This window comes from Streptomyces sp. NPDC087428, assembly GCF_044744085.1.
Classification (GTDB): domain Bacteria; phylum Actinomycetota; class Actinomycetes; order Streptomycetales; family Streptomycetaceae; genus Streptomyces.
In genome coordinates this window covers 502,639-523,995 of sequence record NZ_JBIUXR010000002.1, presented here as the reverse complement: position 1 = coordinate 523,995, position 21,357 = coordinate 502,639, and the positions used below count along the sequence as shown (strand labels likewise).

Here is a 21,357-nt window from a genome sequence, read left to right as displayed (position 1 = left end):
GGCGCCAAGCGCTCAGGCGAAGCTCCGCCCCATCTCGTCGAGGATCTCGTCGATCACCTCGGCCGGCTCGCGGGCCAGGTCCTCCTCGATCCACATCCGCATCGCGATCCGGATCGACGAGAGGAACGCCGCCGCGAGGACCAGGGGGCGGACGGGGCACGTCGAGTGGCCCCGGCGGGCGGCCACCGCTTCGGCCAGGTCGCGTTCCAGGGCCGCGTGGTTGGCGAGCTGGCGGGCGAGCAGGGAGGGGTGGCGCATGGCCAGGCGGGTGCGGACGGCCCATTCGCGTTCCGGGGGTGCCAGCCGTTCGGCGAACTGTGCCACCGCTGCCCGCAGCGCGGTCCAGGGACTCTCCTCTGCGGGACGTTCGCGTACCGCGCGGACGAGGTCTCCTATCTGCTGCTCCTCGCCGTACAGGAGGGCGTCCTCCTTGCCGGTGAAGTAATTGGAGAACGTTCTGCGGGAGATCCCGGCCGCGTCCGCGACGGCCTCCACCGTGACCTGGTCGAAGCCGTGCTCGACGGTCAGCCGCAGTGCCGCTTCGTGCACGGCCTGCCGGGTGGCTTCCTTCTTGCGTTCCCGCAGTCCCACAGAGCGCTCCATGGGGGTCATTATCTACCCGCCAGTTATTGTTGCGCAGTGGGCAAAATTGCCCAACGGGCATGTACGGTGAGCTCCTGTCCTCTCCGTCGCCCTGTCCGCATACCTCCTGGAGGCTGAGCGTGAGCGCTCAAACGGCCGCGCCGACCGACATCGCGCCCATGGACCACCGCCACATCCTGCGCGCCCTGAGCGGTCTGCTCATCGTGCTGTTCGTGGCGATGACCAGCAGCACGGTGGTCTCCGTCGCGCTCCCGCAGATCATCGGCTCCCTCAACGGAACGCAGTCGCAGTACACCTGGGTCGTCACCGCGATGCTGCTGGCCTCCACGGCCTCCACCCCGATCTGGGGCAAGCTCGCCGACCTCTTCAGCAAGAAGCTGCTGCTCCAGATATCCATCGGCATCTTCGTCGTCGCGTCGATCGCCTGCGGATTCGCCCGGTCCACCGAGCAGTTGATCGCCTTCCGCGCCCTCCAGGGCCTCGGCATGGGCGCACTCCAGGTACTCGTGCAGGTCATCATCGCGGCGATGATCAGCCCCAAGGAGCGCGGCCGCTACAACGGTTACCTCGGCGGCGTCATGGCCGTCGCCACGGTCGGCGGCCCGCTGCTGGGCGGCTTCATCACCGACACCTCGTGGCTCGGCTGGCGTTGGTGCTTCTTCATCGCCGTACCGTTCACGCTGATCGCCTTCGTGATGCTCACCCGCACCCTGCACCTCACCGAGATCCGGCGCCCCGACACCAAGGTCGACTACCTGGGCGCCTCGCTCATCGCCGTCGGCGTCAGCGTGCTGCTCCTCTGGGTCACCTTCGTCGGCAACGACTTCGACTGGCTGTCCTGGCAGACGGCCGCCATGGTCGGTGCGAGCGCGGTGATCCTCGGCGGTGCCGTGGCCGTGGAGGCACGGGTCAAGGAGCCCGTCGTGCCGCTCCACGTCGTGCGCCGCCGGGACCCCGCCCTCGCCATCGTCGCGAGCCTCGCGGTCGGTATGGCCATGTTCGGCGGGGCGGTCTTCCTCGGCCAGTACTTCCAGATCGGACGCGGCTACTCGCCGACCGAGGCCGGACTGCTCACCATTCCGCTGATGTTCGGCGTGCTGGTCTCCTCGACCGTGGCCGGCCGGATGGTGTCGAGGACCGGCAAGGTGAAGCCGTACATCATCACCGGTGTCGTCGTCCTCACTCTTGGCTTCCTGGGACTGTCCACCATCGACCACGAGACACCGCTCGTCCTCGTCTCGATCGGCATGCTCGCGGTCGGGATCGGCGTCGGCATGTCGATGCAGAACCTCGTTCTCGTTCTCCAGAACACCGTCCCGCTCAGTGAACTCGGCGCGGCCAGCGGCGCGATCACCTTCTTCCGCTCGCTCGGCGGCACCATCGGCGTCTCGGTCCTCGGCGCTGTCCTCGCCAACCAGGTCGCCACGAAGATCGCGTCCGGCCTGACGAAGCTCGGCGTCGACCCGGCGGCCTCGTCCTCCGGCGGCTCCACGCTGAACGTGGCGGCCATGCCGCCGGAGATCCGCGAGGTCGTGCGGGCCGCGTACGGCGACGCGACGGGGCACATCTTCCTGATCTCGGCGGCCATCTCGGTCGTCGGCGTGATCGCCGCCCTGTTCCTCACCCCGACCAAGCTGCGCGACAGCGTGGATCTGTAGCCGGCGCGGGCATCGACGCGGGCGGGGCGGGCTCCGGGAGAGGGGTCCGCCCCGGAGCCCGTGATTCCGGTGGACTGGACCTGTCCGATCACTGACAATGGCACCAGAGGCCGCAGTGGACGGGGGAGCCATGGCTGAGATCTTCGTGCTGTTCGGCGTGCTGCTGGGCGTGGTCGTCTTCCTGATCGTGAAGCTGGTGCTGAAGGAACGGCGCCGCCCCACGGACAACTTCGACGGCCAGCAGATCGAGCGGCAACACAGCGCGGAGGCGCGGCACATTCGCGCGGCCAACACCTCGATCGCCGTCCACAACCGCTTCGTCGACGGCGGCAACGACTGGCGGCCCCGGAAGCACTGACGCCCCCGCGGTCCGGAACGGTCCGGGCCCGCTGGGGTAGGGTGACGCTTCCCCGCACGGGGACGTGACCCAAGAACCCGTTCCCGCACCGGGGACGTGACACGAGAATGTGTCTCCGTACGGGGACATAACGAGGATTTCCCCGTACGGGGACGGACGAAGGAGGTGGGACCCATCACCGCTGTATCAGGCTGGGTGCTCGCCCCTCGTCAACGCGTGGCCGACCGGACATAACCGGCCGCGGAGCACCCATCGGCGTTTTCCCGAAAGGCTCCGCTTCATGCCGGTCCCGCTGTCACCCCTTGCCCTCTCCACCCTCGTCACCACACTCCGCACCGCGGGCTGCGTATTCGCCGAGGACGAGGCGGACCTGATCGCCTCCACCGCCACCGGCCCCGCCGCGCTCACCGCCATGGTGGAACGCCGCGTCTCCGGTCTCCCCCTGGAACACGTCCTGGGCTGGGCCGAGTTCAGCGGACTGCGGATCGCCGTGGACCCCGGGGTCTTCGTCCCCCGCCGACGCACCGAGTTCCTCATCCGGCAGGCCGCGGCACTCGCCCCGAGGTCCCCGGGCCCCGTCGTCGTGGTCGACCTCTGCTGCGGAACGGGCGCGCTTGGCGCCGCGCTCGCCGCGGCCCTGGACGGGGTCGAACTCCACGCCTCCGACGTCGAAGCCGCCGCGGTGCGCTGCGCCCGGCGCAATATCGGTGAGCTGGGCCGGGTCTACGAGGGCGACCTCTTCGCACCGCTGCCCGACTCGCTGCGCGGGCGCGTGGACGTACTGCTCGCCAACGTGCCGTACGTACCGACCGGTGACGTCGCACTGCTCCCCGCGGAGGCGCGCGTGCACGAGCCGCGGGTCGCGCTCGACGGCGGCGGCGACGGACTCGACGTGATGCGGCGGGTGGCCGCCGAGGCGCCGAGGTGGCTGGCACCGGGGGGCAGCCTGCTGGTCGAGACCAGCGAACGGCAGGCGGCCCGTGCCGAGGAGACCGTGGGCGGCAGCGGGCTGATCCCGCGGGTGGTCTCCTCCGACGAGCTGTACGCCACGGTCGTGATCGGGACCATGCCCGCCGCCCCCTGAGGAGGAGGCGGCGGGCGCGAGCGGGGGCGGCCGGTCCGTCGGACTCTCAGGCGAAGCGCCAGCGGGTCTGGGTGAACGGCTCGCCCTTGCCGAAGCCGAAGACCGTACGCGGGGACACGGCGAAGACCTCGGCCCGGTTGCCCTGGGCACCCACGAACACGCCGTCGGCGACGTCGAAGTGCCAGACCGCTCCGTACTTCGCCGCCCAGGCCCCGGCGAGAGCGGTCAGCGGGCCCTCGTCCGTCACCCGGTCCGCCCGGCCCTCCACCACCAGGTCGAAACCCTCCGCCCAGGTACTGGTGCCGGTGGTGAGGACCACTTCGGGGTTCGCCGCGAGGTTGCGGGCCTTGCGCTCCTGCGCACCGGTGCAGAAGTGCAGCGCGCCACGCCACCAGACCCCGATCAGCGGGGTGACGTGCGGGCGGCCGTCCGGGCGCACCGTCGTCAGCCAGTACAGCTCGGCGCCGGACAGCAGTTCTCGCGCGTCGGCCCAGCGGGCGGGCTCCGCGCCGGGGCTGCTGAAGCGAGGGTCCAGCTCGGTGCGCGGTTCGGCGCTCTGTTCGGTGTGGGGTTCGGCTGCGGACATGGTCGGGCCTCCCGGTCGGGTGCTGCTTCGGGTGCTGCATAGGGTGCTGCTTCGGGTGCGGAAAGAGATCGCGCCCGTGAGTACGACTGTGCGGCCGCTCCGTATTCATCGGTGCGGGACTAGGCTCGTACAGCTGGAACGTGATCGGGCGGCGAGCAGGAGAGAGCGCGGAATGACGACGTTGCCGGGGCGCAGGAGCAGTACGTTCACCCGATTGCTGCGGCACGGATTCACCGACCCGTCCGCCGCCGAGCGGCTGCTCGACCTGCCGGACCTGTCCTCGGTGCGCTCCGACCCCGTCCTGCTCGAAGCGCTCGGTGCCACCGCCGACCCCGATCTCGCGCTGCGCGGCGTCGTACGGCTCGTGGAGGCGGAGGAGGCGGACGAGCGGCAGATCCTGCTGGACACGCTCGTCACCGCCAAGCCGCTGCGGGACCGGCTGCTCGGGGTGCTCGGGGCGTCCGAGGCGCTCGGTGACCACCTGGCCCGCCACCCGCGCGACTGGCAGGCCCTCGTCACGTACGAGGCCGCCGATCTGCACCCCGGAGTGGCCGAGTTCGAGCACGAGCTGGCCGGGGCCGTCGATCCGGACGCGCTGCGCGTCGCCTACCGCCGGTGCCTGCTGTCGATAGCGGCCAGGGACGTGTGCGGCACGACGGATGTCGCCGAGACCGCCGCCGAGCTGGCCGACCTGGCGACGGCCACCCTGCGGGCCGCGCTCGCCATCGCCCGTGCGGCCACGCCCGAGGACGCCGCGCAGTGCCGCCTCGCCGTCATCGCGATGGGCAAGTGCGGCGGACACGAACTGAACTACGTCTCCGACGTCGACGTCATCTTCGTGGCGGAGCCCGCCGACGGCGCCGAGGAGAGCGCCGCCATCCCGGCCGCGACCCGGCTGGCCGCACATCTGATGCGGATCTGCTCCGACACGACCGTCGAGGGCACCATCTGGCCCGTCGACGCCAACCTCCGCCCGGAGGGCCGCAACGGGCCCCTGGTGCGCACCCTGTCCTCGCACCTCGCCTACTACCAGCGCTGGGCCAAGACCTGGGAGTTCCAGGCGCTCCTCAAGGCCCGGCCGGTGGCCGGTGACCCCTCGCTGGGAGCCGAGTACGTCGAGGCCGTCTCGCCGCTCGTCTGGCAGGCCGCCGACCGCGAGAACTTCGTCCCCGACGTGCAGAAGATGCGCCGCCGGGTCATCGACACGATCCCCGTCGACCGGGTCGACCGCGAGATCAAGCTCGGCCCCGGCGGACTGCGGGACGTCGAGTTCGCCGTGCAGCTGCTCCAGCTGGTGCACGGCCGCAACGACGCCACCCTGCGCAGCGGCTCGACCCTGGACGCCCTGGGCGCCCTCGCCAGGGGCGGCTACGTGGGACGGGTGGACGCCGCACAGCTGGACGACGCCTACCGCTTCCTGCGCGCCATGGAGCACCGCATCCAGCTCTACCGGCTGCGCCGCACCCACCTGGTCCCGGAGGACGAGCCGGATCTGCGGCGGCTCGGCCGCTCCCTCGGCCTGCGGACCGACCCCGTCGTCGAGCTCAACCAGGCCTGGAAGCGGCACGCCTCCGTGGTGCGCCGACTGCACGAGAAGCTGTTCTACCGGCCGCTGCTCGACGCCGTCGCCCAGCTCGCCCCCGGCGAGTCCCGGCTCAGCGCGAAGGCCGCCGCGCACCGGCTCGAAGCCCTCGGCTACGAGGACCCGGCGGCGGCGCTGCGGCATCTGGAGGCACTGTCGTCCGGCGTCTCGCGCAAGGCCGCCATCCAGCGCACACTGCTGCCCGTGCTGCTCGGCTGGTTCGCGGACTCCGCCGACCCGGACGCCGGACTGCTCGGGTTCCGCAAGGTGTCCGACGCGCTCGGCAAGACCCCCTGGTACCTGCGGCTCCTGCGGGACGAGGGCGCGGCGGCGGAGAACCTCGCCCGGGTGCTCTCGGCCGGCCGGCTCGCCCCCGACCTGCTGCTGCGCGCCCCGGAGGCGGTGGCGATCCTCGGCGACCCGCAGGGGCTGAGGCCGCGCAGCCGCAACGCCCTGGAGCAGGAGGTGCTGGCCGCGGTGGGGCGGGCGGAGGACGCCGAATCGGCGGTGGCCGTGGTGCGCGGGGTGCGGCGGCGCGAACTGTTCCGGACGACGTCCGCGGACATCATCGGCTCCTACGGCACGGAGGAGAGCCCCGCGGAGCCGGACCCGGGCGCGCTCGTCGACCGGGTCGGCAGCGCGGTCACCGATCTGAACGCCGTCACGATCGCCGGGGCGCTGCGGGCCGCCGTGCGCGCGGAGTGGGGCGACATCCTCCCCACCCGGTTCGCGGTGATCGGCATGGGCCGGTTCGGCGGGCACGAGCTCGGCTACGGCTCCGACGCGGACGTCCTGTTCGTCCACGCGCCGCGCGAGGGCGTCGACGAGCAGGAGGCGAGCCGGGCCGCGAACCGGGTGGTGGCCGAGATGCGCAGGCTGCTCCAGCTGCCCACCGCGGACCCGCCGCTGATCATCGACGCCGATCTGCGCCCCGAGGGCAAGAGCGGTCCGCTGGTCCGCACCCTGAAGTCGTACGAGGCGTACTACCGGCGCTGGTCGCTGGTCTGGGAGAGCCAGGCCCTGCTGCGGGCCGAGCCGATGGCGGGTGACATGGATCTGGGCCGCGACTTCATCGAGCTGATCGATCCGCTGCGCTACCCGGCGGAGGGGCTGGGGGAGGACGCGGTCCGTGAGATCCGGCGGCTGAAGGCCCGGATGGAGTCCGAGCGGCTGCCGCGCGGCGCGGACCCGACGCTCCACGCCAAGCTGGGCCGGGGCGGGCTGAGCGACGTCGAGTGGACGGTGCAGCTGATGCAGATGCAGCACGGCTGGACGGTGCCGGGGCTGCGGACCACCCGGACCCGTGAGGCGCTGGCCGCCGCCCGCGCGGCGGAACTGATCTCCGACGAGGACGCCCAGACGCTGGACGAGGCGTGGGTGCTCGCCACCCGGGTCCGCAACGCGGTGATGCTGGTGCGGGGGAGGCCGGGCGACACGTTTCCGTCCGGGCCGCGGGAGCTGACGGCGGTGGGGCGGTACCTGGGGTACGAGCCCGGTCACGTCGGGGACATGTTGGACGACTACCGGCGGATCACGCGGCGCGCACGGGCGGTGGTGGACGAGCGGTTCTACGGGGGGTGAGGGCGCGACCGGCGGGGCCGGCTCCGGGGCCGAGCCCGGAAGACCTTGGCGCGCCCACGCTGTCCCTCGCCCCGGTGCAGCGCCCACGCCGCCCCTCGCCCGGTGCGTCAGTTCCGGCCCGCCGCTGCCTTCGCCCGGTGGACCGAGAGCGCCGACAGACGGGGGCGGCGGGCCGTTCTCGGGGGGATCTGCCTCGGCAGACGGTGCGGCAGCGCTCCGTACCAGGCGTACGACACCGCGTAGCCGAAGGCCAGACAGGCCATGCCGCCCACCGCGTCCAGCCAGAAGTGGTTCGCGGTCGACACGATCACGATCAGGGTGACCGCCGGGTAGAGCAGGCCCAGGATCTTCGCCCAGGGCGCGGAGGCCAGGGCGAAGATCGTCAGACCGCACCACAGCGACCAGCCGATGTGCATCGACGGCATCGCCGCGTACTGGTTCGACATGTTCTTGAAGTTGCCCGAGGCCATCGAACCCCAGGTCTGGTGCACCATGACCGTGTCGATGAACGTGCTGCCGTTCATCAGCCGGGGCGGGGCCAACGGGAACAGGTAGTAGCCGGCCAGCGCGGCCGCCGTGGTCGCGAACAGGGCCAGCCGGGCTGCCGCGTAGCGGCCGGGGTGCCGGCGGAACAGCCACACGAGCACGCTGATGGTGACGATGAAGTGCAGTGTCGCGTAGTAGTAGTTCATCGACACGATCAGCCATGTCACCGAGTTGACCGCGTGGTTGACCGACCGCTCGACGGCGATGCCCAGGAACCGCTCGACCGACCAGATCCAGTCGGCGTTGGCCAGGGCCGCCGCCTTCTGCTCGGGGACGGCGTTGCGCACCAGCGAGTACAGCCAGTAACTGACCGCGATCAGCAGGATTTCGAACCAGAGGCGTGGCCGTCTGGGGGACCGCGGGGCACGCAGTCCTGCCAGGCTGCGGTCACGCAGTCTGCGCATCCGGTTCACGTTGCCGGGTTGCTTCGCGTTCGCCTCGGGAGCCGCCTCGTTCACGATGGGTGACGGGGTGGCCTCCGTGCGGCCTTCCTGTGGTTTCACGCTCAATTCACCCATAGCCACAGAGTCTGCCAGATTTGCCCCCTCCGCCTGATGATCCTCCGGCCGGGAGCGGGATGCACGTCCTGCGGGCTGGTCGCACGTCCTGCGGATTACGGCTGCGCGTGGGATCCTTGGACGGGCGGGGCGGCCGAGGCCGCGCCGGGCCCGGGACCCGCGGCGGTGGAGCCGCGCACGACCAGCTCGGGCATGAAGACGAACTCGCTGTGCGGGGCGGGTGTGCCGCCGATCTCTTCGAGGAGCGTACGCACCGCGGCCTGGCCCATCGCCGTGACCGGCTGCCGGATCGTGGTCAACGGCGGATCGGTGAACGCTATGAGCGGGGAGTCGTCGTAACCGACCACCGACAGATCGCGCGGCACGTCCCTGGAGAGCCTGCGGGCGGCCCGGATCGCACCGAGCGCCATCATGTCGCTCGCGCACACCACCGCCGTACAGCCCCGCTCCATCAACGCGGAGGCGGCCGCCTGGCCGCCCTCCAGCGTGTACAGGGAGTGCTGGATCAGCCCCTCCACCTCGTCCGGGGTGAGGTTCAACTGCTCCCGCATCGTGGCGTGGAAGCCCTCGATCTTGCGGACCACGGGGACGAACCGCTTGGGGCCGACCGCCAGCCCGATCCGGGTGTGGCCCAGCGACACCAGGTGCGTCACCGCCAGCCGCATCGCGGCGCGGTCGTCCGGTGAGATGAACGGCGCCTGCACCTTGGGCGAGAAACCGTTAACCAGTACGAAGGGGACTCCCTGGGCACGCAGTTGCTCGTAGCGCTGCATGTCGGCCGAGGTGTCGGCGTGCAGTCCGGAGACGAAGATGATGCCCGAGACACCGCGGTCGACCAGCATTTCGGTCAGCTCGTCCTCGGTGGAGCCGCCGGGCGTCTGGGTCGCCAGTACCGGGGTGTAGCCCTGCCGGGTCAGCGCCTGCCCGATGACCTGGGCGAGCGCCGGGAAGATGGGGTTCTCCAGCTCGGGCGTGATCAGACCGACCAGACCCGCGCTGCGCCTGCGCAACCGTACGGGCCGCTCGTAGCCCAGGACGTCGAGTGCGGCGAGGACGGATTCGCGGGTGGCAGCGGCAACACCGGGCTTGCCGTTCAGTACACGGCTGACCGTCGCTTCGCTGACCCCCGCCTGAGTTGCGATATCGGCAAGCCGTGCGGTCATGGGACTGGACTGTACCGGGAGCGGGTCGGATTGCCCACCATGCACAGGAATCGGACACGGGCGGGCGCTGGCCCGCCCGCCTGCGCCGGTCGGGGTTCCGCCCGCGGGGTGCCGCAGCAACATCTTGCAAGGTCTTGCGGGGTCGGCCCGCAGGCTGCCGTCAGATCGTCACACCGCGGAATAGCGGGCGGTGGCCCGCTCCTGCCAGGGGATGGGGGTCCGCGTCAAGAGGCTTGACGGCAACCGTGAGGACACGCGAATGTAACGATCGCCGGAGCTTGCAGAAATCTTCCGCAAACTCTTTCGGCCTTCTTTCATCCTTGTTACGTTCACGTCGACCCGGCGCCGCGACGGAGCGGTACGGCAGTTGAAGGAGTTCAGATGCGACGTGGCATAACGGCCACCGCCCTGGTCGCGGCCCTGGCGCTCGCGGCGACCGCCTGCGGCAGCGATGACGACAGTTCCAACGGCACCTCCAAGAGCTCGGGCGAGCTCTCGGGCACCGTCACGTGGTGGGACACCTCCACCGCGGGCAGCGAGGACAAGGTCTTCAAGAAGATCGCCGAGGGCTTCGAGAAGGAGCACCCGAAGGTCGACGTCAAGTACGTCAACGTCCCCTTCGGCGACGCGCAGAACAAGTTCAAGAACGCCGCGCAGGCCGGCTCCGGCGCCCCCGACGTGATCCGCTCCGAGGTCGCGTGGACGCCCGAGTTCGCCGACCTCGGCTACCTCGCCCCGCTGGACGGCACCCCCGCGCTCCAGAAGGCGGACGACTTCCTGAAGCAGGCCGCCGCGTCCACCAAGTACAAGGACAAGACGTACGCGGTGCCGCAGGTCATCGACTCCATGGGCATCTTCTACAACAAGAAGATCTTCAAGGACGCCGGCGTCGAGGTCCCCAAGACCGTCGACGAGCTGAAGACCGTCTCCAAGAAGATCAAGGCCAAGACCGGCAAGACCGGCTTCTACCTGCGCGGCGACGACGCGTACTGGTTCCTGTCCTTCCTGTACGGCGAGGGCGGCGACATGGTCGACGCCTCCAACCAGTCCGTCACCATCGACAACCCGGCCGGCGTCAAGGCCATGAAGGTCGTCAAGGACCTGGTCGACTCCGGCGCCGCGAAGACCGACGCGACGGACGGCTGGGAGAACATGCAGTCGTCCTTCAAGGACGGCAAGGTCGCGATGATGATCAACGGCCCGTGGGCCGTCGCCGACACCTACTCCGGCAAGGAGTTCAAGGACAAGGCCAACCTGGGCGTCGCCCCCGTCCCGGCCGGCTCCGCCGCACAGGGTGCCCCGCAGGGCGGTCACAACCTCGCCGTCTACGCCGGTTCCAAGAACCTCGACGCCTCGTACGCCTTCGTCGACTACATGACCTCCGTCAAGACCCAGGCCCAGGTCACCAAGGAGCTCAACCTCCTGCCGACCCGCACCTCCGCCTACGCGCAGGAGAGCGTCGTCGACAACGAGATCGTCGGCTTCTTCAAGCCGGTCGTCGAGAGCGCCGTCGAGCGCCCCTGGATCCCGGAGACCGGCAGCCTCTTCGCGCCGCTCGTCACCGAGTACACCAAGGTCCTCACCGGACAGACCACGCCGGAGAAGGCCGTCAAGACGACCGGCGATTCCTACCGCAAGCTCCTCAAGGGCTGGAAGTAACCCAGGAAGGCAGGCCGGCTGATGGCTGTCCACACCAGCCAGTCGGTGGCGAAGGCCGCGGGCGACGACGTCGTCGCCCGCGGCCGGAGCCGCGGTACTGGTAACCCCCCGCCCCCGAGCAGGCTCCGGCGGGCACTGTCGACGCACTGGTACGCCTGGACCATGGTCGCCCCGGTCATCGTCGTGATCGGCGTGATCATCGGGTATCCGCTGGTCCGCGGCATCTACCTGTCACTGACCGATGCCAACGAGCGCAACGTCGAACGGTCCATCGGCGTCAACCACCTGCCCGCCACGTACAAGTTCGTGGGCCTGGACAACTACGCCGACGCCCTCACCGGCGACCAGTTCCTCGGCACGCTCGGCTGGACCCTGGTGTGGACGGTCTCCTGTGTGGCCATCACCTTCAGCCTCGGCATGGCGCTCGCCAACATCCTGAACCGCCGGATCGCCGGGCGCTCCGCGTACCGCATGGCGCTCATCCTGCCCTGGGCCATCCCCGGCTTCGTCTCCGTCTTCGCCTGGCGCTTCCTCTACAACGAGGACCGCGGGCTGCTCAACAAGATCCTCTCCGGTGCCGGGATCGACGGCATACCGTGGCTGAACGACCCCACCTGGGCGAAGCTCTCGGTCATCGCCGTCAACGTCTGGCTCGGGGTGCCGTTCATGATGGTCGCCCTCCTCGGCGGCCTCCAGTCCATCCCCAGCGAGCACTACGAGGCCGCCGAGATGGACGGCGCCACCGCCTGGCAGCGCTTCCGCCACATCACGCTGCCCGGACTGCGGCCGGTCTCCACGACCGTGATCCTGCTCTCCACCATCTGGACCTTCAACATGTTCCCGGTGATCTTCCTGCTGACCCGCGGCGGACCCGGCGACGCCACCCAGATCCTGGTCACCCAGGCGTACAAGTTCTCCTTCGAGATCAGCCCGCGCGACTTCGCGCAGTCCTCCACCTGGGGCGTACTGATCCTCGTACTCCTGCTGATCTTCGCCGCCGTCTACCGGCGAGTCCTGCGCACCCAGGGAGACGACTGGTGACCACCATCCCCACCGCGCGGCACTCCGCGCCCAAGGTCAGGACGCGCGGCGAGCGTTCACCGCTGGCCTCCACCGCACTGCACCTGACACTCGTCGTCGCGTCCGTGATCGCCGTCTTCCCCGTGCTCTGGGTGCTGCTCACCTCGCTGAAGCCCGTCGCCTACGCGACCACCACGGACTTCTTCAAGGACACGACGTTCGAGAACTACACGAACCTGATCCAGAACACGAAGTTCCTGACCTGGTTCGGCAACTCGCTGCTCGTCGCGGGGCTCACCACGCTCCTCGGCGTCATCATCTCCGCCTCCACCGGCTACGCCGTCAGCCGCTTCCGCTTCCCCGGCAAGCGCGGCCTGATGTGGACGCTGCTGATCACCCAGATGTTCCCGGTCGCCGTCCTCATCGTGCCGATCTACAACATCATGGCGGGCATGGGACTGCTCAACAAGCCCGCCGGCCTGGTCATCACCTACCTCACCATCTCGGTGCCGTTCTGCGCCTGGATGATGAAGGGCTTCTTCGACACCATCCCGCGTGAGATCGACGAGTCGGGGCAGGTCGACGGGCTCACCCCGTTCGGCACGTTCTGGCGGCTCGTCCTGCCGCTGGCCAAGCCCGGTCTCGCCGTCACCGCGTTCTACTCCTTCATCACCGCATGGGGTGAAGTGGCGTACGCCTCCGCCTTCATGGTCGGCGAGGACAACCTCACGCTCGCGGGCGGACTCCAGCTGTTCGTCAACCAGTACGGGGCCCAGTGGGGTCCGATGACCGCCGCGTCCGTGCTCATCGCGATACCCGCGGCCCTGGTCTTCCTGTTCGCGCAGAAGCACCTCGTCACCGGCATGTCCGCCGGAGCCGTCAAGGGCTGACGGCCACACGGCACGACCGTACGACCCGCACGCACCAGTCACGGTGGCGCCGGCATCCCGACCCGGTTCCGGCGCCACTCCCCACCCAGACACCCCAGGGACGACATGACCCAGCACCTCGCTGCCCCCTCCGCCGGCACGTCCACCGACGCCCCGGGCCACCGCACCGGCTGGTGGCAGGACGCGGTGATCTACCAGGTCTATCCGCGCAGTTTCGCCGACGGCAACGGCGACGGCATGGGCGATCTCGCAGGCGTCACCGCCCGGCTCCCGTACCTCAAGGACCTCGGCGTCGACGCGGTGTGGCTCAGCCCCTTCTACGCGTCCCCGCAGGCCGACGCCGGGTACGACGTCGCCGACTACCGGGCCATCGACCCGATGTTCGGCACCCTGCTGGACGCCGACACCCTGATCCGGGACGCCCACGACCTGGGCCTGCGGATCATCGTCGACCTGGTGCCCAACCACTCGTCCGACCAGCACGAGTGGTTCAAGCGCGCGCTCGCCGAGGGCCCCGGCTCCGCCCTGCGCGACCGCTACCACTTCCGCCCCGGCAAGGGCGCCGACGGCGAACTCCCGCCCAACGACTGGGAGTCCATCTTCGGCGGACCGGCCTGGACCCGGACCACCGACCCGGACGGCACGCCCGGCGACTGGTACCTCCACCTGTTCGCGCCCGAGCAGCCCGACTTCAACTGGGAACACCCGGCCGTTGCCGACGAGTTCCGCTCGATCCTGCGCTTCTGGCTCGACATGGGCGTCGACGGCTTCCGTGTCGACGTCGCGCACGGCCTCGTCAAGGCCGAGGGCCTGCCCGACCTGGGCACGCACGACCAGTTGAAGCTGCTGGGCAACGATGTCATGCCGTTCTTCGACCAGGACGGCGTGCACGCGATCTACCGCAGCTGGCGCACCATCCTCGACGAGTACCCGGGCGACCGCATCGCGGTGGCCGAGGCCTGGACCCCGACCGTCGAGCGCACCGCCAACTACGTGCGTCCCGACGAGATGCACCAGGCGTTCAACTTCCAGTACCTGGCCACCTCCTGGGACGCGGAGGCGCTGCGCGACGTCATCGACACCTCGCTGGACGCGATGCGCCCGGTCGGCGCCCCCACCACCTGGGTGCTCTCCAACCACGACGTCACCCGGCACGCCACCCGGTTCGCCAACCCGCCCGGCCTCGGCACCCAGATCCGTACCGCGGGCGACCGCGAGCTGGGCCTGCGCCGGGCCCGTGCGGCCACACTGCTGATGCTGGCGCTGCCCGGATCCGCCTACGTCTACCAGGGCGAGGAGCTGGGCCTGCCCGACGTCACCGACCTGCCCGACGAGGCCCGCCAGGACCCGTCGTTCTTCCGCGCCGAGGGCCAGGACGGCTTCCGCGACGGCTGCCGGGTGCCGATCCCGTGGACCCGCGAGGGCAGCAGTCACGGCTTCGGCGAGGGCGGCAGCTGGCTGCCGCAGCCCGCGGGCTGGGGCGAGCTCAGCATCGAGGCCCAGACCGGCGTGGCCGGCTCCACCCTGGAGCTGTACCGGGCGGCGATCGCCGCCCGCCGGGCGCACCCCGGACTCGGCGCGGGCACCGCGGTGGAGTGGCTGGACGCCCCCGAGGGGCTGCTGATCCTCGCCCGTCCCGGCTTCGTCTGCACCGTCAACACGACGGGCTCCGCCGTCCGCATCCCCGTGCGCGGCACCGTCCTGCTGTCCAGCGAGCCGGTCACCACCGACGGCGCCGAGATCGAGCTGCCGGCCGACACCACGGTGTGGTGGACGGTGTGACCGTCCCCCCGCCCAGAGCCGGCAGCGCGCTGAGGCTCTCCGACATCGCCGGGCAGGCCTCGGTCAGCGAGGCGACCGTCAGCCGGGTGCTCAACGGCAAGCCGGGCGTCGCGGACACCACGCGTCAGCGGGTGCTCGCGGCGCTCGACATCCTGGGCTACGAGCGCCCGGTACGGCTGCGGCAGCGCAGCGCCGGACTCATAGGACTGGTGACACCCGAACTCACCAACCCGATCTTCCCGGCGTTCGCGCAGTGCGTCGAACAGGTTCTGGCGGGTCACGGCTACACGCCGGTGCTCTGCACCCAGCTGCCCGGCGGCGCCACCGAGGACGAACTCGTCGAGCAGCTCGTCGAACGCGGCGTCGGCGGCATCGTCTTCCTCTCCGGACTGCACGCCGACACCTCGGCCGACCCGGCGCGCTATGCCGCGCTGACCGACCGCGGTGTGCCGTTCGTCCTGATCAACGGCTACAACGAACGGATCAGCGCCCCGTTCGTCTCGCCCGACGACACCGCCGCCGTGCGGATGGCCGTGGGCCATCTCGCCGAACTGGGCCACCGCCGGGTCGGCCTGGCGATCGGCCCGCAGCGCTACGTGCCGTCCCGCCGCAAACGGGACGGCTTCGTGGACGCCGCGGTGTCGCTGCTCGGCCTGGACCGCGCCGAGGCCGAACTCCTGGTGTGCTCGACCCTGTTCAGCGTCGAGGGCGGCCAGGTGGCGGCGGGTGCGCTGCTCGACCGGGGGTGCACGGGGATCGTCTGCGGCAGCGACCTGATGGCGCTGGGCGCGGTGCGGGCCGCCCGGGACCGCGGCCTCGACGTGCCGCGTGACGTGTCCGTGGTCGGCTTCGACGACTCGCAGCTGATCGCGTTCACCGACCCGCCGCTGACCACGGTCCGCCAGCCCGTACAGGCGATGGCGGCAGCCGCGGTGGGCGCCCTGCTGGAGGAGATCGGCGGAAGCCCCGTACAGCGCACGGAGTACGTGTTCCAGCCGGAGCTGGTGGTGCGGGGGTCGACGGCGGCGGTGGCGGCGGCGGTGCGCGGAGCCTGAAGCCGGCCCCGGGCGCCCGTCCTTGCCGGCCCGGCCGCATCGCACCGGGCCGGCATGGACGACCGCCCGGTCAACGTCCTCGCCCGCTGGTGTGCTTCCCGGCCACCGTCGGATTCGGCATGGCCGCCAGCCGGTCCGAGGTGCTGCCTGCGGCAAGGCCGACCGGCCGGCCTCACACCGGTCCCTTTCGGCAACCCTCCGCACCGGGGATGCCCTGCGGAGCCCTGACAGGACTCCGCGGGGCCCGAGACCTACGCAGGGGCTATGTCCGCGCTGTCCACCCAGTGGCCGGGAACCGCGCACCACGCGGTCGAGGCGCCCGACTTGCTCCCGCTCACGGTGTTGCCGTAGTGCGTGTAGGGCTGCGGAGCGCCGAGGCACACGATTTTGGTCCGCCAGTTGACACCTGTCCCGCTGTTGCACTGGAAGAGCCAGCCGGCATGCCCGGCGCTGCCCGTGACGGGCTTGCCGTTGCAGCTTTGGGCGCCGGCCGGGGCGGCCGACGCGGCAGGAACAGCGAGAGCGACCAGGCCGCTCGAGGCCATGGCAAGCGACACGGCAGTGGCGGCAATACGTCGATGCAGGCGCATGGGCGTTCTCCTTCGGGGAACCGTGTTGCGGTCGCGGCGATTTTTCCACGCGCCGACTCCGATTAGCCCAACGAAACAAGTCAACTTGCTCCATGGCCCCAACTGGCCCCGGGCCCCTGGCCCTTCCTCAAGGGATGTGGAAGGGAACGCTTGTGACGACGATCTTGGGCAGTGGGCGCAGGGCGCGGCGAAGGCGGGCGGCGTCCTTGCTGTGCAGGAGCCGGTGGCGCAGGTGCTGTGTGACGATCTCCGGGAGGATCACCGTGATGGTGAGGCCGGGGCGTTGGTGGTGAAGTGCCTCGATGTAGTGGATCAGCGGCGCGACGATCGCACGGCAGGGGGAGAGGACGACGTGCAGCGGCACGTGGTCGCCCCAGGTGGTCCAGTAGTCGCGGAATCGCTGTGCCTCCTCTTCGCTGGGGCTGATGTGCAGGGCGAGTGTGGGTTGCTGGAGTGAGACCGCGTAGGCGAGGGCGCGGAGGCCGGCGAGGTCGAGGGAGGCGAGGGCGACGACCGCCAGGTGATGTACGGCCTGGGGTGTTTCCTCCTCCTCTTCCTCGCCTTCCGCCATGTCGTGGTCGGTCCCTCCTGCTCCGGGCTGTCCAGGGTGTTGCGTCGGCATCGGCGCGGGGGCGGGAGCACGTGCGCCGATCCGGTCGGGTGCTTCGGCGCCGTCGGGACGGAGCCGGAGCGCTGCGCCGGCCGATCGGTAGTGGTGCCGGATGCGTGTGGCCACGAGGAAGAACAGACCGATGGCCATGAGGGCGACCCAGGCGCCGGAGGTGAACTTGGTGAGGGCAGCGGTGATCAGGACGAGTGTGGAGAGCACTGCCCCAGTGGCGTTGAACGTCAGGCTCTTGCGCCAGTGCCGGGTGCGGACGCGGCGCCAGTGCACCACCATGCCCGTCTGCGACAGGCTGAAGGCGAGGAAGACGCCGACGGCGTACAGCGGGATCAGTGAGTCGGTGTTGCCGGCGAACACCACGAAGACGAGTGCGGCAGCCACCGACAGCAGGGCGATGCCGTTGCTGAAGGCCAGTCGGTCGCCCTGCCTGAGAAAGATGTGGGGGGCGTGGCCGTCGCGGGCCAGGAGGAACAGCACGCGGGGGAAGTCGTTGTAGGCGGTGTTCGCCGCGAGGAGGAGGACCGCCGCGGTGGCTGCCTGGACGAAGACGTACATCGGTCCGGAATGGAAAGTCAGGTGGGCGAGCTGGGACAGGACGGTCTCGCCGCTGCGGGGGATGACACCACGCAGGTGCACGATGGTGATGACGCCCGCGAACATGGCGATGAGCAGGCCGGTCATCCAGGTGAGGGTGGCGCGGGCGTTGCGCCATCGGACGGGCCGGAAGGCCGGTACGGCGTTGGAGATGGCCTCGATGCCGGTCATGGCCGTGGAGCCGGAGGCGAAGGCACGCATGACGAGCAGGATCCCGAGGCCTTCGGTCGCGTTCAGCTGGGGGTGGGGGCCGGCTCGAAGCCGTTCCCGGCGGCGTCCGCCAGGCTGCTGATGATGAGGGCGAACATGGCGAGGACGAAGGCGTAGGTCGGTGCGGCGAACAGGACGCCGGCCTGCCGGATCCCGCGCAGGTTCCCGACAAGCAGGAGGGCGATCATGATCAGGCCCAGGGGGACCGTGGCCGGCGCCAGTGAGGGGATGGCGGAGGTCATCGCGGCGATCCCGGAGGCGATCGAGACCGCGACCGTGAGGATGTAGTCGATCAGCAGACCCCCCGCTGCCAGCAGCCCCGGCAGGAGTCCCAGGTTGTCGCCGGCCACGATGTAGGAGCCGCCCCCGTGGGGGTAGGCGCGGATCGTCTGCCGGTAGGACACCCCGACCACCAGCATCAGAAAGGCGATGGTGGCCGCGATGGGCAGGGAGTACGCCAGCCCGGCGGTGCCCGCGAGTACGAGTACGGTCAGCATCGCCTCGGGGCCGTAGGCCACCGAGGACAGGGCGTCGGCCGAGAGCACCGGCAGGGCCACGAGTTTCCGCATGCTTTCGCGTACGACGGCGGTGCTCTTCAGTGGCGATCCAAGCACCACCCGGCGGGAGCGATGCGCGAAGCGGGCCATCCGCGAGCGAGTGACCTCGTCCACGCCGTCGGCCGCCTGCTCCGATGCGGAGCTGCCCAGGGACGTGACGCGCACCAGCTGACCGAACCGGGTGGGCTGAATCTCCGCCGCCGGGGGGAACGCGCCCGTGTCAGGGTCAACGGGAAGCGCCCGGTGTTCTGCCCCGGACTGCGGGGCCGCGCGACTCCACTGCCGGCCGACCTGGCGCAGCACGCGGAGTTGCTCCTGGTCGAGAGCCGGCAGTACCTCGGAGGGACGAGGCACGCCGGAGTCCTGATCGTCCTCTTCATGACCCTTGGATTGCGCCTTGTTCACATCGCTCAGTGTGGACAACAACAGGGACAAATCCGTTGAGCCGGCCTCGTGCGGGCGAGCGTGGCGTCGGCCCCGACCCGTGTGCCACCTGCCGGGTGACGATGGCGCCGGAAGAGGAGAGGCACCGGGAGCCGGCCCTGAACGGGCCTGCGGGGAGTGGGCGGCTCCCGGTGCCTCTCTTGTCCGTGACCGGCCCGGCCGGCCGGGCGCGTGGGGCCCGGGGTAACGGGACCCCCGGCCGGCCGGACCGGAGTCGGGAGAAACGTAACAGGTCTGCAATGTCTTGCGTAAGGCCTTGCAGGGAGGAAGCTGCGGTATTTCGCGGGTGTGAGCGGGATGTGAGCGGCTCATGTCCAAAGGGTTGACCGGGGCCTGGTGGGCTCGTACGGTCTCCCCGCGGCAAGGTTTGCATTCTTGCAGCAAGAACATGCAGGGGCCTTGAGGGCAGGGCGCGTTGCCGGACGAGGCTGCACCGTTACCCGCATTTCCCCCACCGCAGGAGGAAAACATGGCCAGCAGACCCCTGTCTGCCGCGCTCGCCCTGATAGCGGGCGCCGCCGCCCTCGTGGTCCCCACCACGAGTGCCCAGGCCGCCACGCCGGGCACCAAGGACGTCACCGCGGTTCTGTTCGAGTGGAAGTTCGACTCCGTAGCCAAGGCGTGCACGGACTCCCTCGGCCCGGCCGGCTACGGCTACGTACAGGTCTCGCCGCCCCAGGAGCACATCCAGGGCGGGCAGTGGTGGACCTCGTACCAGCCGGTCAGCTACAAGATCGCCGGACGGCTCGGCGACCGGAACGCGTTCGCCAACATGGTCAGCACCTGCCACGGCGCGGGCGTGAAGGTCGTCGCCGACTCCGTCATCAACCACATGTCGGCGGGCTCGGGCACCGGCACCGGCGGCTCCTCGTACACGAAGTACAACTACCCCGGCCTGTACTCCGCACCCGACATGGACGACTGCACCGCGCAGATCAGCAACTACCAGGACCGCTACAACGTCCAGCACTGCGAACTCGTGGGCCTGGCCGACCTGGACACCGGTGAGGACTACGTCCGCGGCAGGATCGCCGGCTACCTCAACGACCTCCTCTCGCTCGGCGTCGACGGCTTCCGCATCGACGCGGCCAAGCACATCCCCGAGGGCGACCTTGCCAACATCAAGTCCCGGCTGAGCAATTCCGGCGCCTACTGGAAGCAGGAGGCGATCTACGGAGCCGGTGAGGCCGTCTCGCCCGACGAGTACGCCGGCACCGGGGACGTCCAGGAGTTCCGCTACGCCCGCAGCCTCAAGCAGGTCTTCAACAACGAGAACCTGGCCTACCTGAAGAACTTCGGTGAGGGCTGGGGCTTCATGTCCTCCTCGAAGGCCGCGGTCTTCGTCGACAACCACGACACCGAGCGCAACGGTGAGACGCTGAACTACAAGGACGGCGCAAGCTACACGCTCGCCAGCGTGTTCATGCTGGCCTGGCCCTACGGTTCGCCCGACGTCCACTCCGGCTACGAGTGGTCCGACAAGGACGCCGGTCCGCCCAACGGCGGCACGGTCAACGCCTGTTACAGCGACGGCTGGAAGTGCCAGCACGCCTGGCGCGAGATCTCCTCCATGGTCGGCTTCCGCAACACCGCGCGCGGTGAGGCGGTCACCAACTGGTGGGACAACGGCGGCGACCAGATCGCCTTCGGCCGCGGCTCCAAGGCGTACGTCGCGATCAACCACGAGGGCTCCTCGCTGACCCGTACCTTCCAGACCTCGCTGTCCGCCGGTGACTACTGCGACATCCAGTCCGGCAAGGGCGTCACCGTCAACGGCTCCGGCCAGTTCACCGCCACGCTCGGCGCGAACACGGCCCTCGCCCTCCAGACCGGTGCCCGCACCTGCTCCGGTACCGGTCCGACGGACCCGACGGACCCGACCGATCCCGGTACGGGCACCTCCGGCGCCTCCTTCGGCGTCAACGCCACCACCCAGCTCGGCCAGAACATCTACGTCACCGGCAACCAGTCCGCCCTCGGCAACTGGAACCCCGCCGCCGCGCCGAAGCTGGACCCGGCCACGTACCCCGTCTGGAAGCTCGATGTGAGCCTGCCCGCCGGTACGTCGTTCGAGTACAAGTACGTCCGCAAGGACGCGAGCGGCAACGTCACCTGGGAGAGCGGTGCCAACCGCACGGCCACCGTGCCGTCCTCCGGCAAGGTCGTTCTGAACGCGGACGTCTGGCGCAGCTGAGGTCTCTCCGTGGGCCGCGCGGTCTCCGGCCGCGCGGTGTCCTCAATCGCCGGACGGG

At 70.2% G+C, this 21,357-nt stretch carries 15 protein-coding genes and 1 pseudogene; 10 read left to right on the top strand and 6 right to left on the bottom strand.

The genetic code is table 11. The features are described from left to right. Nucleotides 1-12 precede the first annotated feature (12 nt). Nucleotides 13-603 (bottom strand): TetR family transcriptional regulator, encoded by a 591-nt coding sequence (locus tag ACIO3R_RS06060; RefSeq protein ID WP_385035972.1) that lies wholly within the window; start codon nucleotides 601-603, stop codon nucleotides 13-15. Nucleotides 604-761: 158 nt separating this feature from the next. Here ACIO3R_RS06060 and ACIO3R_RS06055 point away from each other — a divergent pair, with 158 nt between their 5' ends. From ACIO3R_RS06055 to ACIO3R_RS06045, 3 genes are all read left to right on the top strand, one after another. After that, complete coding sequence (locus ACIO3R_RS06055; protein ID WP_402104228.1) at nucleotides 762-2,261, top strand: MDR family MFS transporter; 1,500 nt, start codon at nucleotides 762-764, stop codon at nucleotides 2,259-2,261. 130 nt (nucleotides 2,262-2,391) lie between these two features. After that, nucleotides 2,392-2,619 (top strand): hypothetical protein, encoded by a 228-nt coding sequence (locus ACIO3R_RS06050; protein WP_385035971.1) that lies wholly within the window; start codon nucleotides 2,392-2,394, stop codon nucleotides 2,617-2,619. A gap of 280 nt (nucleotides 2,620-2,899) precedes the next feature. Then, on the top strand, nucleotides 2,900-3,703 hold the full coding sequence (locus ACIO3R_RS06045) for a putative protein N(5)-glutamine methyltransferase (RefSeq protein ID WP_402103711.1): 804 nt from the start codon (nucleotides 2,900-2,902) through the stop codon (nucleotides 3,701-3,703). A gap of 46 nt (nucleotides 3,704-3,749) precedes the next feature. On the opposite strand, the gene ACIO3R_RS06040 is transcribed toward ACIO3R_RS06045, so the two are convergent. Further along, nucleotides 3,750-4,289, bottom strand: coding sequence for a pyridoxamine 5'-phosphate oxidase family protein (locus ACIO3R_RS06040; protein ID WP_385035969.1), 540 nt, complete (start codon nucleotides 4,287-4,289; stop codon nucleotides 3,750-3,752). 172 nt (nucleotides 4,290-4,461) lie between these two features. Between ACIO3R_RS06040 and ACIO3R_RS06035 the strand changes: the two genes are divergently transcribed. Then, nucleotides 4,462-7,452, top strand: a complete 2,991-nt coding sequence (locus tag ACIO3R_RS06035) for a bifunctional [glutamine synthetase] adenylyltransferase/[glutamine synthetase]-adenylyl-L-tyrosine phosphorylase (RefSeq protein WP_402103705.1) — start codon at nucleotides 4,462-4,464, stop codon at nucleotides 7,450-7,452. 107 nt (nucleotides 7,453-7,559) lie between these two features. Here ACIO3R_RS06035 and ACIO3R_RS06030 read toward each other — a convergent pair whose 3' ends face one another. Both ACIO3R_RS06030 and ACIO3R_RS06025 read right to left on the bottom strand, forming a co-directional pair. Continuing rightward, a complete protein-coding gene (locus ACIO3R_RS06030) occupies nucleotides 7,560-8,516 on the bottom strand; it encodes a phosphatase PAP2 family protein (protein WP_402103702.1) in 957 nt (318 codons plus the stop codon). Nucleotides 8,517-8,611: 95 nt separating this feature from the next. Next, complete coding sequence (locus ACIO3R_RS06025) at nucleotides 8,612-9,679, bottom strand: LacI family DNA-binding transcriptional regulator (protein ID WP_385035967.1); 1,068 nt, start codon at nucleotides 9,677-9,679, stop codon at nucleotides 8,612-8,614. A 381-nt stretch (nucleotides 9,680-10,060) separates the two neighbouring features. Between ACIO3R_RS06025 and ACIO3R_RS06020 the strand changes: the two genes are divergently transcribed. The 5 genes from ACIO3R_RS06020 (at nucleotide 10,061) to ACIO3R_RS06000 (ending at nucleotide 16,085) form a co-directional block, all read left to right on the top strand. Further along, nucleotides 10,061-11,338, top strand: a complete 1,278-nt coding sequence (locus tag ACIO3R_RS06020) for an extracellular solute-binding protein (protein ID WP_402103698.1) — start codon at nucleotides 10,061-10,063, stop codon at nucleotides 11,336-11,338. Nucleotides 11,339-11,359: 21 nt separating this feature from the next. Beyond that, nucleotides 11,360-12,379 (top strand): carbohydrate ABC transporter permease, encoded by a 1,020-nt coding sequence (locus ACIO3R_RS06015; RefSeq protein WP_385346611.1) that lies wholly within the window; start codon nucleotides 11,360-11,362, stop codon nucleotides 12,377-12,379. Further along, nucleotides 12,373-13,248 (top strand): sugar ABC transporter permease, encoded by an 876-nt coding sequence (locus ACIO3R_RS06010; protein WP_385035670.1) that lies wholly within the window; start codon nucleotides 12,373-12,375, stop codon nucleotides 13,246-13,248. Before ACIO3R_RS06015 ends, ACIO3R_RS06010 begins: the two co-directional genes overlap by 7 nt. A gap of 105 nt (nucleotides 13,249-13,353) precedes the next feature. Further along, nucleotides 13,354-15,030 (top strand): glycoside hydrolase family 13 protein, encoded by a 1,677-nt coding sequence (locus ACIO3R_RS06005; protein WP_385035664.1) that lies wholly within the window; start codon nucleotides 13,354-13,356, stop codon nucleotides 15,028-15,030. Beyond that, a complete protein-coding gene (locus tag ACIO3R_RS06000) occupies nucleotides 15,015-16,085 on the top strand; it encodes a LacI family DNA-binding transcriptional regulator (protein ID WP_385035662.1) in 1,071 nt (356 codons plus the stop codon). The genes ACIO3R_RS06005 and ACIO3R_RS06000 overlap by 16 nt, the downstream gene beginning before the upstream one ends. Nucleotides 16,086-16,336: 251 nt before the next feature. Here ACIO3R_RS06000 and ACIO3R_RS05995 read toward each other — a convergent pair whose 3' ends face one another. Then, the gene (locus tag ACIO3R_RS05995) at nucleotides 16,337-16,675 is read right to left on the bottom strand and encodes a hypothetical protein (RefSeq protein ID WP_385035660.1); all 339 of its coding nucleotides are present in this window, start codon (nucleotides 16,673-16,675) and stop codon (nucleotides 16,337-16,339) included. Between the two features lie 127 nt (nucleotides 16,676-16,802). Next, a pseudogene (locus ACIO3R_RS05990) lies at nucleotides 16,803-19,015 on the bottom strand (APC family permease). Between the two features lie 559 nt (nucleotides 19,016-19,574). Between ACIO3R_RS05990 and ACIO3R_RS05985 the strand changes: the two are divergent. Continuing rightward, complete coding sequence (locus tag ACIO3R_RS05985; RefSeq protein ID WP_402103693.1) at nucleotides 19,575-21,299, top strand: carbohydrate-binding module family 20 domain-containing protein; 1,725 nt, start codon at nucleotides 19,575-19,577, stop codon at nucleotides 21,297-21,299. The last annotated feature ends 58 nt before the right edge of the window (nucleotides 21,300-21,357 follow it).